The organism is uncultured Pseudoteredinibacter sp. (genome assembly GCF_947502065.1).
Taxonomy (GTDB): Bacteria; Pseudomonadota; Gammaproteobacteria; order Pseudomonadales; family Cellvibrionaceae; genus Pseudoteredinibacter.
Window position 1 is genome coordinate 986,030 of sequence record NZ_CANMYE010000001.1, and the last position, 17,334, is coordinate 1,003,363.

A 17,334-nucleotide genomic window follows, 5' to 3' on the forward strand; every position below is an offset into this window, starting at 1 on the left:
TCTGAGCGAAGATAAGATTAGCCTTAACCCGATCTGACGTTAATCTCGTTATTAAGGATAAACAATCAAAAAGAAAGGATATCTTATGCTACTGTTGCAAGGTGTGAAGGGCTTTGTAATAAGCTTGCTGGCTGCTCTTTTACCTGCCTTTACAGTATTGGCACAGCCAATAGTCTCCGATTTTAATGATTTTTCGCCTTTAGCTAGTGCTAAACCAGAAGACAGTTTACCGTTAATTTCTTGGCGTTATTCTGCCAAAGGGAATGCTGCATTTCGTCATGTTAAGCGGGCAGATGGCAATACCGCTATCGGTATCGATGCTGCAGGGGAAAAGGCTATGGCTCGTTTGATGTCATCCCCTGATATTAAGTTAATTCAAGAAAACACAACGGTATTTAGAGCTTCGGTGTACAGTGATGGCGTGGAGGGTGGTGCCCACTTGTTTCTAACTGTGAAGTCTGGCCATCAGAGAATTTTTAAAGAGGATATGAAAGCAACACCGATCTTCGGAGATAGTGACTGGCAACAGTATGAATTTGTTGTCCCGAGGTTGGAAAATGCCAGCTCGGTTAGCCTAGGGCTAATGTTGTTTGGGAAAGGGCGGGTGCTCTTAGATGATGTTTCGCTAAGCCCTTATATTATAGGCCCAAGCTTGGGATCCGCTAAAAAAGGTGAATCAGCCAAGATAACTGAACAATACAATGCTTTACCCTTAGCGGAGGAGTTTTACCAGCTGCTTGAAGATAACTTTTATTTTTCCGATAAATTAGATATGACACAGTTATACGCTGATCTAATCTCAGCAGCGAGATCGACTCGTAGTGAAAGGGAAGTCGTTGCTTATTTTAAGGCCCTTGTGGCCTCGTTAAATCACAGACATACATCTTATATAGATAACAATATTCTAGGCTATCCTAAAGCTATTTCTAGGAACACTCGAAACATTGTTGAGCGGCGTGATGGCTATGCTTATGCAAAGATTGTTTACCCTCACTCTTCCATTGAGCATATTCAGGCTTCAATTGAGAGTACTTCTGCCCGTATCAGTGAACTTTATCAAGAAGGATTGACCTCGTGGGTTTTGGATTTGCGAGGCATGTCAGGTGGAAATAGTGTGTCACTTATGGATATGGTCTATCCTCTGCTCGCAAAAGGGCGAGCTTCTGGCATGATCACCAATAAGGGGCGGCAGCTCTTTTACCATATTTCAGATGCAGGAATCAGCCTGCTTGATGGTGCTGTGAGAAAAGAAAGAGTCACGTATTCCCATAAAATAGTTTCATTACTCAACCCTAACTTTCCGCTTGCCGTGCTTATAGATAAAAATACGGCAAGTGCTGCGGAATCCCTTGCTCTGGCCCTCAGAGAAAGGCCGAATACCCGGTTTTTTGGTGAAGCTAGTGCGGCGATGCTGAGTGCTAATGCGGCAATGCCACTATCTAATGGTGATATTCTTGTCTTGAGTGGTGCGCAGGCCATTGATAACGAAGGTAATAAAAAACTCTATATAGAGCCTGATGTAAAACTAAAGCCTGCAAAGGCATTAGAGGCCGCACTAAAATGGCTGGAATCTCAATAGGGTTCAATTTACGGATCTCTCGTTCTTGTGTGTACTTATTTATTGCGGCTGTTTGCCTTCGCCTAATGAACATTCATGGGCCATTATTTTTCTGGTTGATTTTAGGGTTCGGGTGCCTAAGGTGTTCGCTTGTCCGGCGGATGTTTCAAAAAAGCATAGTCTGACTGTCGTTGCTTGCTTTCCTCATATGAACTTGCTACCCAATCGTTAAGCTATTGAGTCATCTGTCTATTTGACACTTTAATGACAAATTTACATAGCGGTGTACCCGTAGTTTCCTACTGCCCTCCAAAGAAAGGTGGTCAGCTCCACCTCGTAATCATAGGCCTAAGCTTTTTGCTGTGAACTCAGGTGAGTAGCGCTTACTGTAAATCAAATGTTCTCCCATTTTGTTTTGCGTCTAAAAATACTTACTTTGATGATCTGACAGACCTTATTGCTATGAGCTTTGTTTTGACTATCCCCTTGTCTTGAAAGGTGAGTGTGGATCTTCAGTAGCTGTATTACGTGCCTAGTCCAATAAGGCTTGGATTGAGGAATGGCACGACATGTTTGGCCGTAAACTTAGCAAAGTTGTGGGTATTGATTACACTTGTTTTGTCCTTCCTTCTTTTATTAGTTGCTTATGCGTACGCTATTATCAATTGTGAAATTGGTGTTGTTGCTGCCTTTATTGGCTCCAGCAGCTTCAATTGAACTTAGTTTGTTTGATCAAGCAAGCCCAAATTATCTCAAAGTCGATACGGGTAATGTTCCTGTTTATATAGTTGCTATGGCCACCTCGACCAGTGGTCTTCTATGGGTAGCTTCGGGAGACGGGGTATTTAATTACGATGGTTATGACTATAAGAAACTGGACTATCGAAACCAAGATGGTGAGCTTTTGGGTAAGGCATACATCTCGTCAATTATTGCGGCTCCTGATGGTGTTATTTGGGCAGGGGCAATTGGAAATGGTCTTGTTAGGATTGATGAGCAAAGTAGGCAGTTCGAAGTGTTTGCCCATAAACCGGGAGATGACAGTAGTTTGGTGAATGACCGCATTCATGGTCTGCTATTGGATGGCAACGAAGGTATATGGCTGGCAACCGATAAAGGGCTCGATTATTTTGATTTTGAGAGCGAAACATTTCAGCACTATGATTTGCCTGATAAAAAAGGTCGCAAGTTCAACGTAATTCGGCAGGGCAACAGCGGTGATCTTTTGCTTGGATCTATCAGTGGCATGTATTCCTTTGACATTGAGTCGCATGTTTTTACGAATATATCGGGGGAGGGCAGCGTCAATCTGAAAAAATCAAATGTACGTGATATCTACCTGGACGAGAAAAACCGGATGTGGGTTGGGACTTGGAGCAGTGGCGTATATTTGTTTGATGGTAAAGCGCAACCCCAAAAAATAGGCTCGTATGCTCTAGCTAGAAAGTTTTTACGTGTCGAGGATGAGGTATGGTTGGGTTCTCGTGATAACGGGCTTATTATTTACGATTTTGAGACCGCAGCGCTTAAGAAAAAAGAAGAAGGTGATCGTTATCGCCCAATGACATTCCCTAAAAATACCATGTCAACACTTCATGAAGACAATAATGGGATAATATGGTTTGGAACTTGGGGGGGGAGCATATGGTTCGTTACGCCCTCTAGGCGTTTCTCGCGCTCATTACTTTACAGTCCTAGCGTAAAGAGACCTGGTGTCAGCTCAGAGATTACAGCGATAGTGGGCTTGGAAAATGGTGAATTATGGGTGTCGAGTTTAGGAGGCGGTATCGATGTTTTTGATGCGCAAGACCGTTTTCAATACACGATTACAAGCCAATCTGACACAGTACTCCAGTTGCCGAGTGATAATATCAAAGAAATGGCGTTCGATCGTTCGGGGGATTTATTCATTAATACTTCTGCGTCGGGAACGTTTAGATATAGAAAAAAGCTTACTAGTGACGAATCTATTGGGGGCCTACAGTGGCAGCGCGTTCAGTGTTTTACCGCATCCGGCCTCAGCCCCAATGATGCTTTGGATCTAAAAGCGTTACCCGATGGCGGGATGTTGCTTACCGACCCTGCAGATGCGTTTGTTGTCAAGAGTACAGAGGATTTTTCATGCGATATGCAAAGCCTGGATGTTTCAGACAGAGCCTCACCTTTTAGTGCGGTCATACTCGATGATGATAGAGTTGTTTTAATGGCCTATGGCCAGCTCTATTGGTTAAAGCCGGGTAGTTATCATGTGGAAGATTTTAAATATACTTTTGAAGGTGTTGATACCAAATCCGAGCCGCAGTTTATTATTGGGTACACCCTTCCTTCAGGCAGGACGTTTTTTAGTACCAGTTTTTCAGTGTTCAGTTTAAAAGAGAAGCCCAATAAGTCCTTTGTGTTAAAGAAGGAGTTCTCCAGTGATAATAATAGTTATTTATGGACGGAGCATGATGACAACTATCTATGGGGGGATGGAGTCTATTGGTCGAAAGAAAGTAAAGCCTATAGAGCAATTACAGAAGGTGATGGAGCACTTCGCAATACTGGGTTTTTATTGGGCTTTGTGACTAGAAATAATGGGGATGTCGTAACTGCTCGGCGTTCAGGATTGCAAGTTTTTCGGTTAAAGAATTTCTCCGAATGGGAGCATCAGCCCTTGCTTAAGATTAATGATGTATTTGTTAAGGGCATGGCAAGGCAAGGCAGTTTAGAGTCGCTTGTGTTAGCAGCTGAGGAGAGAGAGTTTTCAATAAGTTTTTCCGCATTAGAGTACTCAGGCCCGCAATATATTAGATATAAATACTTTCTAGAGGGCTTTTCGGAGGAGTGGGGAGAAGTCGGCGCTGATTTTCGACGGGCGACCTACTCTAACTTACCTCCTGGCGACTATACGTTTAAACTGAAATCGACCAACCGTCTAGGTGTTTGGTCCGATTTTGAATTAACAATGCCTATCACAGTCTTACCAGCTTGGTACCAAAGCTATTGGTTTTATGCCTTGGTGCTTATCGTTTTTATAGGTTTTTTATTCGCTATTTATCGCTGGAGGATTAGTTACTATCGAAAAAAGAAAATGGAGTTAGAGCAGCTGGTGCAGGAACGCACAGAGAGCTTGCAGAGCGCACATACTGCATTGGCCCTAAGTGAGAAGCAGGCCGCGCTTGGGCGCTTGGTTAACGGCGTTGCACATGAGTTTAATACCCCCTTAGGCGTGATAAGCATGGCGCTTTCTGTGTTACAAAAAAATACCTTGGAGTTGTTTCAAGCATTTGGAATAGACCGAAATGAAGATAGGCCAGTGTCATCGCGTTACCGAAAAGTATCAGATAGCCAAACACTGCTAAATGCCAATGTAGAACGATTAAGTAATCTGGTGGGGAGTTTCAAACGAATTTCAGTAGAGGGGAGCGACTACAACTTCGGGGAAGTCAATGTATCCGAGGTAGTTCATGCTCTGCCCAAGTTACTAAAAGAGAAAATAGCGGACAGTCCAGCTAGACTGTCTCTAAAGGTTGATGGGGATTATGTGGTTCACAGCTGTCAGGTCCTTGTGTCGGAGATACTTGTTGAGCTGGTTTGCAATGCTTTGCAACATGGTTTTTCTGGTCAAAATTGGGCACAACTTAATAGCGATGATAGTGATGGCAGCACAGCAGTAGAAGATCCTTTGGTGGTAGTAAGCATGCAGTGGGTCACTAGTACGCAATCTAAACGGCCGCAATTACTGATAATAGTGGAGGACAATGGTTGTGGCATACCCCCTGATCTGATGGGATCAGTTTTTGACCCATTTACCTCTAAAGACACTTCAAATCTTGGTTTAGGCTTGCATGCATTGGTTAATCTGGTTTCGAATGTATTGGGTGGACATATTGCATGCGAAAAAAGCAAGCTCGGGGGAGCTTGTTTTACAGTGCTTATGCCCACCCAAAAACAGCAAGAATAAAGTCTAAACTTCCCAGACTATACTTAGCGCTGTTTGAAGCAAATAATAAGCCTTTAAGCATTCCGAGTAATTAATTTATACCTTAAAACGACTAATGAGCTGGCTCGCCTGGCTGGTCATTTGGCTTGCCCGGATACTGTTTTCGGTGGTGAGCTCAGCGCCTTGCGAAGTGCTCGAGAGCTGTTGTTGAATACTGTCCACAAGCTCTTTCACGGACAAGATGGTTTTGCTTTGCGCCTTACTGGATTGCGCGATCGCCTGATTTTTATCATCAATTGCATTGATTGCGCTATTGATTTTTCCAAGCGAGGCACCAGCGCTGCTGGCATTGTCCGCTGAGGCGCTTGCTTTTTCGGCGCTTTGACTCATCGAATCTACCGCCTTGCCAGCACCTTGCTGTAGCTTTTCAATCATGTTTTGAATTTCTTGTGTAGAGTCTTGGGTTCGTTTGGCCAGCTGCCTAACCTCATCGGCAACGACTGCAAAACCCTTACCTTGTTCACCGGCACGGGCGGATTCAATTGCGGCATTAAGTGCGAGTAAATTTGTTTGCTCTGCAATGCCGCGAATAACATCGATTACTGAACCAATTTCATTCGTGTCGGTGGCTAGATCGGTGACAACCTCCGAAGCCGATCGAATATTACTGGATAGTTGTTGGATATCATTTATTGAGCCATCTACGATGGCGATGGCCTGTTGAGTTTCCTCGCTGGATTCCCGTGCTTCTTCGGCTGCTGATTGAGCATCCCTTGCGATACTTTGCACGGTAGGAACCAGTTCATCAATATCTCCATGGAGATTTGTCAGCATTTGCTGTTGTTGCTTTATGGATTGATTAGTATCTTGAGCCGTAGTACTGAGCTGTTCCGATGAATCATGTATATTATGAAACGTGCCATTCAAGTCTTGCACCATTTTTTGAATATGATTGGCAAAACTGTTAAAGGCTTTCGATAAGTCGCTGATTTCACTGTCGCCTTTATAGAGAAGTCTTTGGGTTAGATCACCTTCGCCATTGCTGATATCAGACATGGCCATGGCCGCTTTTTTTAGAGGCCGTAAGATATAGTGCGTACTAAACAACAAAGTAGCTATGACAATTGCCAGAATGGCGAAGCTAATACCACTGGAAATATTTCTCCATAATGCAGCCTCACTTTTACTAGCCTCCAATGTCGCGGCAGTCCTATTGTCGAGTGCTTTAAAGAAACGGTTCACAGGCATCATAATTTTACTGACTTCTTGATGATAGTTGTCATCAAATAGGATGCGGCTAGCAAATGCTCTAACACTTTCCTCGCCTTGGGCCTGATAAGGGCCTTCGACGATAAAGCCCTCGCTAATCGAATCCATGGCTTGGGTTTCAGTGGCAATCAAGTCATCGGAAAGCTGCCCAGCTTTTGCAAGAAGGTTTAGCTCTTCATTGCTAAAGCCTAAAGACCTCATTAGATCTATTTGTGCGATTTTCTTATCAGGACTTAGCTCGGTATGAACATCTGTTGGTCTGGTAGAATCGCCGGAGCGCCACTTTACAATATCCCAGTAGGCGTCCTTGAATGATTCATCGCCGGTAATTACATAGCTGCGTCCTAGACGGGTTAAGTCTTGAGAGGTTTGGCGAAACTCATCGGCAAGTTGAAAGGATAGATATCGCAGCTTAGCTTCTTCGGCGAGTTTCAGCTCTTTGGTTTCTGCAAGCTTTAGTGCGATGAGGTTGGCGATTAATAGGGCAATGGCCAAACCAGAAAGGGCTGTCAGTTTACTCCGTATAGACATAGCAAGTCCGTTTGTTGATCAGTGAGTCGTTGCTTAAGCTATCGGGTGCATAGTTGAAATATTTAGGCAACCTAGTGCTTATTTTGACGTATAAAACCTCTTATCCGTGAATTTGAAGGCCATTGTGCAATTTTGCAGTACGGTAACGATTAAATTGAGTTTTAAATCACCTTGAACCCTGTCGCACTGACTTCATGGCGGTTAATCTAATAGATAACAGAAAGGGCGAGGTTTGCTGTCGGAAAATAAGCTACATTAAGAGGGCGGTAATTGAGTTAGGCTTAAAGCCTATCAATAAGAAGGCAGGTTTAGTAAAAAATGCTCAGCCTTTCGAGGACGAAGAAAGGCTGAGCCATTGCACTGCTAACTCATCGTTTGAATCATCTGGTCACGCATGACAAATTTCTGAATCTTTCCAGTTACTGTCATTGGGTACTCATCTACAAAGCGGTAGTAGCGCGGGACTTTATAGTGGGCAATTTTCCCCTTGCAGTATTCTTTTATATCTTCCTCACTAAGCTCGAAGCCTGGCTTAAGTTGAACCCAGGCACAGACTTCCTCACCAAATCTTTCGCTCGGTACGCCAAATACCTGTACCTCGGCAATGGCTTCGTGATGATATAAAAATTCTTCGATTTCACGGGGGTATACATTTTCACCGCCGCGTATGATCATGTCTTTGAGGCGCCCGACAATCATGCAGTAGCCATCACTATCAATAATGCCCAGATCTCCAGTGTGCATCCAGCCTTCGGAATCGATGGCCTCCTGAGTTTTTTCCTCGTCGTTCCAATAGCCCTGCATTACAGAATAACCGCGGGTACAGATTTCTCCTTTTTCGCCACGAGCAACGGTTTGGTTGTCTTCGTCTACGATGCGGACTTCCAGCAGTGGGTGAACTTGTCCTACTGTGGTCGTTTGCTTTTCAAGACTGTCGCCAATTAAGGTTTGAAAGCTTACCGGGCTGGTTTCTGTCATGCCGTAGCAAATAGTGACATCCTTCATGTGCATCTGAGCAATAACTCTGTTCATTAATACCACAGGGCACGTTGCACCGGCCATGATTCCAGTGCGTAGGCTCGATAAATCGTATTGGCTAAACTCTTCATCATCGAGCACCATATTAAACATAGTTGGTACACCGTAGAGAGCTGTACACTTTTCATTTTGTACGGCATTCAGTACGGTTTTTGCATCGAAAGCCTCGTCAGGGAGTACAATACAAGAACCGTGCGAGATTGCCGCTAGAACCCCCATCACCATGCCAAAACAATGGTATAGAGGTACAGGGATACATATGCGATCTAGTTCTGTAAGCTCGATACCTTCCCCGACAAAGTAGCCATTATTAATAATGTTTTTATGACTGAGAGTTGCGCCTTTTGGGTGTCCGGTAGTGCCGGAGGTAAACTGAATATTAATTGGATCGTCAGCTTGCAAGGTGCTGGCTAAGTCCTCAAGCTTTTGCGTAGTTTTTTCCTGGGCGCTATCGAGTACTTCTGAAAAAAGATGATAGCCCGCTTGCGCTTCTTTACCGATGAGTATCAGCTCTCGTAGTGCGGGCAGGCTCTCGCTCTGTAGTTGCTGATCACCACGTTGGCTTATTTCAGGTGCCAGTTCATTCATCATGTCGACATAGTTAGACGTTTTGAATTGGTGCTCTAACACCAAGGCTTTACACTCGACTTTATTGAGGGCATAGGCCAATTCCGAGCTTCGGTAAGCGGGGTTGATATTTACCAGTACCATGCCGGCCTTTGCGGTGGCAAGCTGAGTAATTATCCATTCAATATTATTGGGAGACCAAATACCAACTCGATCACCGGGTTCCAATCCCAATTCTAATAAAGCAATGGCAAAATTCTCGGCTTGTTGGTTGAGCTCGCGGTAGTTCCAGCTGATACCTTGTTGGCAGGCGACAATGGCTTCGTGTTCAGGGTATTTCTGCGCCGCTTCAGTGAGTAGGCCACCAATGGTTTGCTCGATTAAGCTGACATCTTGTCGGCCGATTACATGGCTGATGTTAGGATCGATTGCCTGTGTCATGAATGATTTCCTCCGCGATATAAAGCTAGGCCCGAAGGCCTAGCCATGATGCTTACAAAAAGGTACTTCTGAATCTCTTTTGAAAACGTTAATTCTAGAAACTGTAAGTAAACTGTACCCCATAGGTTCTAGGTGGTGTTAGCCAATTTGATTTTACCGCTAAACTCGATGTCGAGAAATCGGTACCAAAGGCGTAGTAAACTTCATCTTTTAAATTACGGCCAAACAGCGATAAACGAATATTACCTGCATTATCATGGAAGGTAACACTGGCATCCCACAGCTCGTATTGGCTTAATGGTGCCGTATTTGTATCATTTGCAAAGGTATCGTTAACAAAAACATAGCTAAGACGGAAATCTAAGCTGCCTAAATCTTCGATATCCATGCTGTAAGTTGTCGCAATGCTGGAATTAAATTCGGGCGACATGACAAAGTTAAAGGCACTGGCAGGTTTGCCGGTAAGGTTTTCTACGTGCTGAAATTCATCATAGGCAGCGTCAGTCCAGCCCGCAGCTGCTTCTACCACTAGATTCTCGCTAAGCAACCAAACTGTTTCCAGCTCTACGCCGCGTACGGTTGCGGTCGCCGCATTTAATGTTGCTTGGGTGCCGGCAGCATCGAGAACAGTGCGTTGTAAATCATCGTAGGCATTACGGAATATTGCGCCGTTGATTCGCAAGCGATTATCAAACAACGTTGTTTTAAAACCGGCCTCTAGAGCATCTACTACTTCTTCATTATAAGGCCCTGGGCTTGCCAGTGGGTTAAAACTAGTAAAGCGAACATTGTAACCGCCGCTACGGAAGCCTCGGGTGAAGCTGGCGTAAGCGATAGTATCCTCATTGATATCCCAATTGATGCCCAGCTTTGGAGTAAAGTTACTCCAGCTTTCTTTATCTTGGAATGGTTGCTGACAATCTGCCATGTCAACACCGGCATCCAGATCATCAAAACCGGTTCCTGCAGGCTGTTGTCTTAAGTCGATAGTCGCGCAACCACCTGTGGCATTGGGGTCACCGATGATACCGATTGCCGCGTCTTTAGTTTCTCGGGTAAAGCGTCCTCCCAGCGTGACAACAATATCGTCACTCATGCTGATATCCGCCTGAGCGAATAAGCCGGCTGTACTGTGCTCGATAGTAGAGCGGCCGCGGCGATCAAGAATATTAAGCAACAGGCGGCGTTCACTATAAGTATATTCTTGATCGAACAGGTGTAGGCCGGTCGTTAGGCTAATAGCGTCACCAAGCTGTCCTGCCCAGCGCAACTCTAAGCTAGATTGATCTTGTACTAAGCCGGTGCCGTGGGCCCAGCGAAATCGATCTGTGTTATAACCGTCTAGATCTGAGCCGAAAGACTGCTCTAGATCGCGGTAGCCTAGAACGGCGGTCACCGTGCCATCCCAAAGGTCCCAGTTTGCTTCAACGATAACGTTATACCAGTCTAAATCGCTGCTTTCGGTTTTATTTTGTAGGGTAAAGTTATCCGCATAAGGATTAAAGAGTTGCTCACCATCGGCCCAGTAGGTGCGAACACCCGCGCCATCACCCTCCATGGAGCCAAACTCAGTCAGTAAGGAAATATCAAATCCTTCGCTGTTATAACTTATGGCAGGGCGCACAACGGTTGATTCAGCCTCGCCGTGTTTGCGTTTGAGAGTAAGGTTATCCCAATAGCCACCATGTTCTTTGTAGAGTACGGAAACTTTGCCATTAAGGTTCTCTGTGAGTGGGCCGCGCACTAGCGCTGACAACTCACGTGTTTCATAGTTGCCAAGGCTTGCCCTAAGTTTTGCTTCAAACTCGTCGCTAGGGCGTTTGGTTCGCAAGTTTAAGGCGCCGCCGGTAACGTTTCGGCCAAACAGTGTACCTTGTGGTCCACGTAAAACCTCAATGGATTCAAGATCAAATAAATCAGTAACTACACCATAAATAGTTCCATAGGCCATTCCATCGACGACCACACCTACCGCTGGATCTTGTGAGGGGATGCTGGCACCTACAGTTCCCATGCCTCGAATCACGAAGTTAGCGACTCCTGGGATGGTTCCAATAGGGGCTAAGTTGGCATTCGGTGTTGATACACCAATATCGGTAAGCGTGACCGCGTGTGTAGCTTCAATCTTCTCGTCGCTAAAGGCGGAAATCGCAATCGGTACATCTTGTACATTTTCAGCCGCGGATTTCTTGCGAGCGGTTATGGTGACCTCTTCCATAATCGCTCCCACACTATTGGCCATGAGTGTAGGCGCTTGAACAGTACTAAGGAGTGCCGTTGCTAAAAGAGTTTTTTTCATGCGCGAGTGAGTGCCCGCAAGGTTTTGCTTTTGCTGTTTCATTATGTCTCCTCACAACCGCCTATTGTTATTATTGGGTTGCTCAAATTACCGTGGATGCCAGTGTTATTATTAATTGAGTGGGCGCTATATGGCCCCTAGCTGGCTTTATTGTCAGCATGCTTACCGACGCTCTGCAGTGTAAGCAGGGAAATCAAGAAGAAATATGCAATTCCGGTCAAGGCTTATGCCAAACACGGCAGTTTCTGCCATTTGCGACATTGGAATTGATGGTGAAAGAGGGGGGGCTACTTTTTAAGGGTATCGCTGGGTTTACAACCGTAGCGTTGTCGGTAGTAGTGCGCAAAGCGCCCAAAGTCTGTAATACCGTAATCCAGCAAAATACGGGTTAATTGTCCGGCTTCTTTATCTTTTGTAGCGAGTAATACGCTGTGGATGGCGCTAAGTCGTTGTTTGCGAATGTAAGCCAAAGGTGTGTCGTTCAGGCATCGGCTAAAACTACGCTGTAGTGTACGCACTGAAGTGTTGCAATAGGCTGCCAGTTCAATCATAGAAGGTGGGTTACTGATATTGTCCTGAATAAAATCAACTGCCTTTCGTAAATGTGTGGGCATCATAATGTCGCCGGGCTGCTGTAAAGCCTGCTGGTAATTATGTCGTTGGGTCTGCAAAAGTTGGGCTATTAAAAGATCGGATAATGCTTTTTTACCAGCTTTACTTTCTATCAATTGAGGAGCTAGTTCGATTTGCTGCAAGGCATAGTTAATCGTATTTTTCCAGCTGCCCTGATTGTCTTGCTGGTGAAATTCAAATTCCAGAGGCTGTTCAATTTCGGCTCCCAAAGCCATTGATAGCTGTTTTTCAAGGGCTTGTTTATTGATTTCAATGGCAATTCGGCTGCATTGCTCCTCCAATTGCATCTGGTATTGCAAGCTAGGTGAGACAACTACGGTGTCACTGCTTTGGGTGTTAATTTCCTTACCCTGATGTTGAACTTTGCCATCGCCTGATAGGGTGTATTGGATAAAAAAAGATTCTGATTCACTATGAGGGTTTACCCTGACAGCAGCACCGTAATAAACATGAAACAGAGATATATCACCCAGATTTAAGCCGTCGAACTGGACGTTTAATGCCGACTCCTTTCCCGCAATTTGAATGCTGTGGGGCTTTACGTGTTTGGCAACGAGCTCATGAGCCTCATCAATATTATGAGACTTAAACAGTGGGTGCCGATTTAGAGGGCGTGTGACGTTTAACATAGGCTATGGCATATCATTATTGTTTTGTGGGTCGAGATTCTAATTCAGCCAATTGATTTGGCCAAGTTTTGTGCCTAACTGTCTATTAGACAATGGTAGACGCTTAGACCTCCTACAAATTTTTTAGAGATGTGCGCTGTGCGAATTAAGCCACATTAAAAGACGGTTATCGTTGCCAATGCCATATAATGGCATTTAAGTCATCCTTGCTGCTGTTAGTAGGCACGTTTTCTGTAAAACTGAGCGACTCGGCGTCTGTATTTTCAAGCCATCACTCGCACCCTGATCGGTAGATGATGTTTTATATGGAAATAGATGATTATGTTTAAAGGTATTCTTGCAGCTTATAGAGATCTGGAAAAAATAGAGCGTGTGGGCTTATGGGCTGCGGTATTCCCAATGAGTCTGTTATTGATATTTATTAGTGTCTACGAACGCCCGCCTTATATCTTATTCGATGTTTCTGATATGAAACGCGGAGAGCTAAAAGTTTTTATAAGACGAGAGTCGGCCTACTTAATTGTTCGTCTGAAACCTGAAAATACCCATTTTCTGCGTAAAAGTAGGACAAACCTTGATGTTCCTATCTATGTACGCCCTAAGCGTGAATTGAATTCACAGTTTCGTGTTTTCTCGGTGGAATCAAAATTTGGCTTAAAGCTATTGGCCTATAAACAGCATCGTTACCCTAGCCGATCTTGTGAGTATTTAAGTTATGTTTCTCAGCAAATAATCATAGATGATATCCTGTTAAACGGCGGAATTATTTGCAATGATCCTATCAGTGAACGTAAGCGGAAAACATTTGTTTATGATTTGAGTGGTCGCAGTGTCAACGAGAGTGTCGCTCATTTGTTTTCGCCTGCTTTTAGCCTAGAAGGTGGGGAATTAAAAATTGGGATCTAGTTTATAGGGAAAATGGAAGCAGTTTGTGGCAAACCCTAGAGTAAAAGAGATTCTTCAATGGGAAAAAACTGACTGGCTGAGTCTATCAAGCTGTCGGCTGTCAACGCGGGAACACCGAACACATCTGCTTTCACTTTATGTTTGCGTTTGATCTTTTCCAGTAATAAGTCGAAGTCGCCATCACCAGATAATAAAATAACACGATCTACTTGTTCGGCCGCTTCTAAAACATCAATGGTAATCCCTACATCCCAGTCGCCTTTAGAGGAACCATCGGCACGACTGATATAGGGTTTGAGTTTTACGGTAAAGCCAATGTGTTTTAAGGCATTTTGAAACTTCAATTGCCCATCATCGCCTCTATGCGTGGCGTAGGCATTTGCCAGGGTGATTTCACCTTCGGCGCTGATAGTTTGCCAAAATTTACGGTAATTGAACTGCCGCCCATACGCCTGTCGGCAGGTGTAGTAGATATTCTGAACATCGACGAAGAGGGCGGTTTTCATTTTTTATCTTATGTGTTGTCTAATATTTTATTGTTTGCTACTAATTCTTGGCTTTGCTTTTTGCCCAAGGTCCACTTTTCTTTTTGCTGCTCTCGCCGCTTCCTTTGGCAGCTGATGTTTTAGTTGCAGCTCGGCGCCTTCTTGTTTGCTCCCCCGTATTGGCCTTGCTATTAGGCGTTTTATTACTGTTTGCTTTACGGGCGGCAGGCTTAGCTTTAGTGGTGTTCTTTTGCTCAGCCCCGTTGTTTGCTGTCTGTTTTGGTTTTTTAGGTTTCTTGGGCTTTTTAGGCTTATCGCTAAGCTTAGATACCGGAAGCGCCGCGCTTGCTTCAAAACCTGGGAACTCCTGTCGAGGCAGGTGCTTTTTAATCAGGTTCTCGATATCCGATAACAGTTTACTTTCGTCTTGGCAAACTAAAGAAACCGCCTGGCCTGTTGCGCCGGCTCGTCCCGTACGACCAATTCGATGCACATAATCTTCGGCAACGTTGGGCAAATCATAATTTACCACTTGGGGTAGCTGCTCGATATCAAGGCCGCGAGCGGCAATATCGGTGGCTACAAGGGCTCGGATACGACCGCTTTTAAAATCTGCCAAGGCTTTGGTTCGCGCGCCTTGGCTTTTATTGCCATGAATCGCTGCGCTCTCAATGCCTCGCGCTGTAAGCTGCTTACAAAGGCGATTGGCGCCGTGTTTGGTACGAGAAAACACCAACACCTGTTGCCAGTTGTTATCGCTGATCAGCTTGCTAAGTAATTTTGATTTGTTGGACTTATCTACCGGGTAGATCCATTGCTCGACCGTATTAGCGGTGCTGTTGGCTGGCGTTACAGATATCTCAACCGGGTCATACACAAGCCCTTTAGCTAAGGCACGTATCTCGTCAGAAAAGGTCGCTGAGAACAACAGGTTTTGGCGCCTTTTAGGCAGTAGCTTCAATATACGTTTAATGTCGTGAATAAAGCCCATATCCAGCATGCGATCGGCTTCATCAAGTACCAAAATCTCTAATTCATCAAAAGCGATGGCGTTTTGGTTGTACAAGTCCAATAAGCGGCCTGGGGTGGCCACTAAGATATCCGCGCCTTTGCGAAGCTTTTGCATTTGTGGGTTGATCTTAACCCCCCCATAGACAACCGCCGATCGCATGGGGAGCTCGCTGCCGTAATTTGCAACGCTATCGCCTACTTGGGCCGCAAGCTCGCGAGTGGGGGTAAGCACGAGGGCTCGTGCCTGATTGCTCTTGGCCAGTTGCCCACCATTTAACAGTTCTAATAAGGGTAGGGTAAAGCCAGCGGTTTTACCGGTGCCGGTTTGGGCCGCCGCCATAACATCGCGGCCGGCCAAAATAGCGGGGATAGACTGGGCTTGGATAGGGGAAGGTTCGCTATAGCCCTGCTTAGCTACAGCACTCAAAATTTGGGTACACAGACCCAACTGTTCAAAACTCATATATAAGGAAAACTCAATCAGTACGCCAAATTTGGCAAGCGCGCAGCTTACCGTAAATGGCTTGCAGCAGCTATGGCTAAATTGCAGGCGGCGAAAATACCCATAGAAAATGATACTGTAATGGGCACTTTTGACAGGCAAGGGTGTGTTGATGGAAAAAACATCAGTGGCTCAATCAATCGTCAGTCAGCTTTGGCAGGACTTTGGCCTAGATCCCTCTGCCATGCACCGCTTAGAGTTGCCACAGGGTAAAGCTATGCTGTCTAGTAGTTTTGCGCTCAGTGAACTCGCCCAAGGCTGTATTGGGGCTTCAGCCTTAATCGCCAGTGAGGTGCATAGGACTAGGAAGCAAGCTCATAGCGAAAGTTGGCAAGAAGGCAAGGTACAAGTCCCGCTTAATGCCGCTGAAGCTGAATGTACGGCGCTATTTACCATTAATGGTCGAAGCCCTGAGGCTTGGGCGAAGTATTCTGGGGTATATAAGTGTCAGGATGGCTACATCAGAGTTCATGCAAATTTTGATCACCACCGTGATGCTTTCTTGGGAATGATTGACCTGGTCGCTGCTGATTCTTGTAGCCCAGAGCAAGTCAAACACAGGCTTCTTAGCTATCCAGCACAAGAACTCGAGGATAGAGCCGCAAATTGCGGGGCAATTGTTGCCAAGATGCGCAGCCCTGAAGCTTGGCAGGGACATCCACAGGCTTTAGCGTCAGCTAAACTACCGCTTTTACAGATAGAAAAGATTGCTGATAGCCCTCCAATAACGCTCCCTGGGAATGCAAAGCGCCCTTTATCGGAGATTAAAGCTCTAGATTTAACACGCATATTAGCTGGCCCAGTAGCAACACGAACTCTCGCAGCTTACGGTGCGAAGGTACTTAGTGTGAATGGACCTGGGCTCCCTAATATAGATCATGTAACGGACACCGGGCGAGGTAAACGATCCTGCCTCCTTAATCTTAAACAGGCCTCGGGTAGGGATTCATTATTGGATTTAGTTTCCGATAGCGATATGTTTGTGCAAAGCTACCGCCCTGGTAGCTTGGAGAAACTTGGCTTAGATGTTGAGTTTCTATGCAAACATAAGCCCGGTTTGATCTATGCGGAGCTGTCAGCATTTGGGCACCTTGGCCCTTGGGCGAAAATGCGGGGTTTTGATTCAATAGTACAAACTGCTTGCGGTTTTAATTGGGCAGAATCTGTTGCTTACGATTCATCCGCTGCATCTACCGAACTACCAATGCCTAAGGCATTCCCTGTGCAGATTTTGGATTTTGCTACTGGATTTCTAATAGCCTTTGGCTGCCAGGTCGCACTGTTAAAGCGAGCCCATGAAGGCGGCAGTTGGCGTGTGCGTTGCTCGCTTTTGCAAACGGCTAATTTTTTACGTTCATTGGGGCCAAGCTCGCTTCAAACAATGAATTCAGGCCAGAATTTTAGATCTTTCCTTCAACCTTATAAATGCGATTATGGCGAATTAAAGGCAATGCCCCACGCTGCTGAATTTAATGGGGCTTCTTGCGTATTTGAGCAGGCCTCCGTTAAACCTGGAGCTAGTGGGGCTTGTTGGTGGTAA

Annotated in this window: 10 protein-coding genes; 4 read left to right on the plus strand and 6 right to left on the minus strand. The window is 45.2% G+C overall.

Translation table 11 applies throughout. The features are described 5' to 3' along the window. Positions 1-85: 85 nt before the first annotated feature. Positions 86-1,579 carry a S41 family peptidase gene (locus Q1A41_RS04160; protein ID WP_299975097.1) on the plus strand — a complete coding sequence of 498 codons (1,494 nt, stop codon included), beginning with the start codon at positions 86-88 and terminating at the stop codon, positions 1,577-1,579. A 646-nt stretch (positions 1,580-2,225) separates the two neighbouring features. Then, complete coding sequence (locus Q1A41_RS04165; RefSeq protein ID WP_299975100.1) at positions 2,226-5,504, plus strand: sensor histidine kinase; 3,279 nt, start codon at positions 2,226-2,228, stop codon at positions 5,502-5,504. Positions 5,505-5,579: 75 nt separating this feature from the next. Here the strand turns inward: Q1A41_RS04165 and Q1A41_RS04170 are convergent, their stop codons facing one another. The 4 genes from Q1A41_RS04170 to Q1A41_RS04185 form a co-directional block, all read right to left on the minus strand. After that, positions 5,580-7,283, minus strand: a complete 1,704-nt coding sequence (locus tag Q1A41_RS04170) for a methyl-accepting chemotaxis protein (protein WP_299975103.1) — start codon at positions 7,281-7,283, stop codon at positions 5,580-5,582. A 363-nt stretch (positions 7,284-7,646) separates the two neighbouring features. Next, on the minus strand, positions 7,647-9,329 hold the full coding sequence (locus tag Q1A41_RS04175; protein ID WP_299975106.1) for an AMP-binding protein: 1,683 nt from the start codon (positions 9,327-9,329) through the stop codon (positions 7,647-7,649). 94 nt (positions 9,330-9,423) lie between these two features. Continuing rightward, positions 9,424-11,670, minus strand: a complete 2,247-nt coding sequence (locus Q1A41_RS04180; RefSeq protein ID WP_299975108.1) for a TonB-dependent receptor — start codon at positions 11,668-11,670, stop codon at positions 9,424-9,426. Positions 11,671-11,915: 245 nt separating this feature from the next. Further along, the gene (locus Q1A41_RS04185; protein WP_299975111.1) at positions 11,916-12,890 is read right to left on the minus strand and encodes an AraC family transcriptional regulator; all 975 of its coding nucleotides are present in this window, start codon (positions 12,888-12,890) and stop codon (positions 11,916-11,918) included. Positions 12,891-13,211: 321 nt separating this feature from the next. Between Q1A41_RS04185 and Q1A41_RS04190 the strand changes: the two genes are divergently transcribed. After that, positions 13,212-13,796 (plus strand): hypothetical protein, encoded by a 585-nt coding sequence (locus Q1A41_RS04190; protein WP_299975114.1) that lies wholly within the window; start codon positions 13,212-13,214, stop codon positions 13,794-13,796. Between the two features lie 35 nt (positions 13,797-13,831). Here Q1A41_RS04190 and Q1A41_RS04195 read toward each other — a convergent pair whose 3' ends face one another. Continuing rightward, complete coding sequence (locus Q1A41_RS04195) at positions 13,832-14,302, minus strand: NYN domain-containing protein (protein WP_299975117.1); 471 nt, start codon at positions 14,300-14,302, stop codon at positions 13,832-13,834. A gap of 40 nt (positions 14,303-14,342) precedes the next feature. After that, complete coding sequence (locus tag Q1A41_RS04200; RefSeq protein WP_299975120.1) at positions 14,343-15,755, minus strand: DEAD/DEAH box helicase; 1,413 nt, start codon at positions 15,753-15,755, stop codon at positions 14,343-14,345. A 151-nt stretch (positions 15,756-15,906) separates the two neighbouring features. Here Q1A41_RS04200 and Q1A41_RS04205 point away from each other — a divergent pair, with 151 nt between their 5' ends. Beyond that, positions 15,907-17,334 (plus strand): CoA transferase, encoded by a 1,428-nt coding sequence (locus tag Q1A41_RS04205; RefSeq protein ID WP_299975123.1) that lies wholly within the window; start codon positions 15,907-15,909, stop codon positions 17,332-17,334.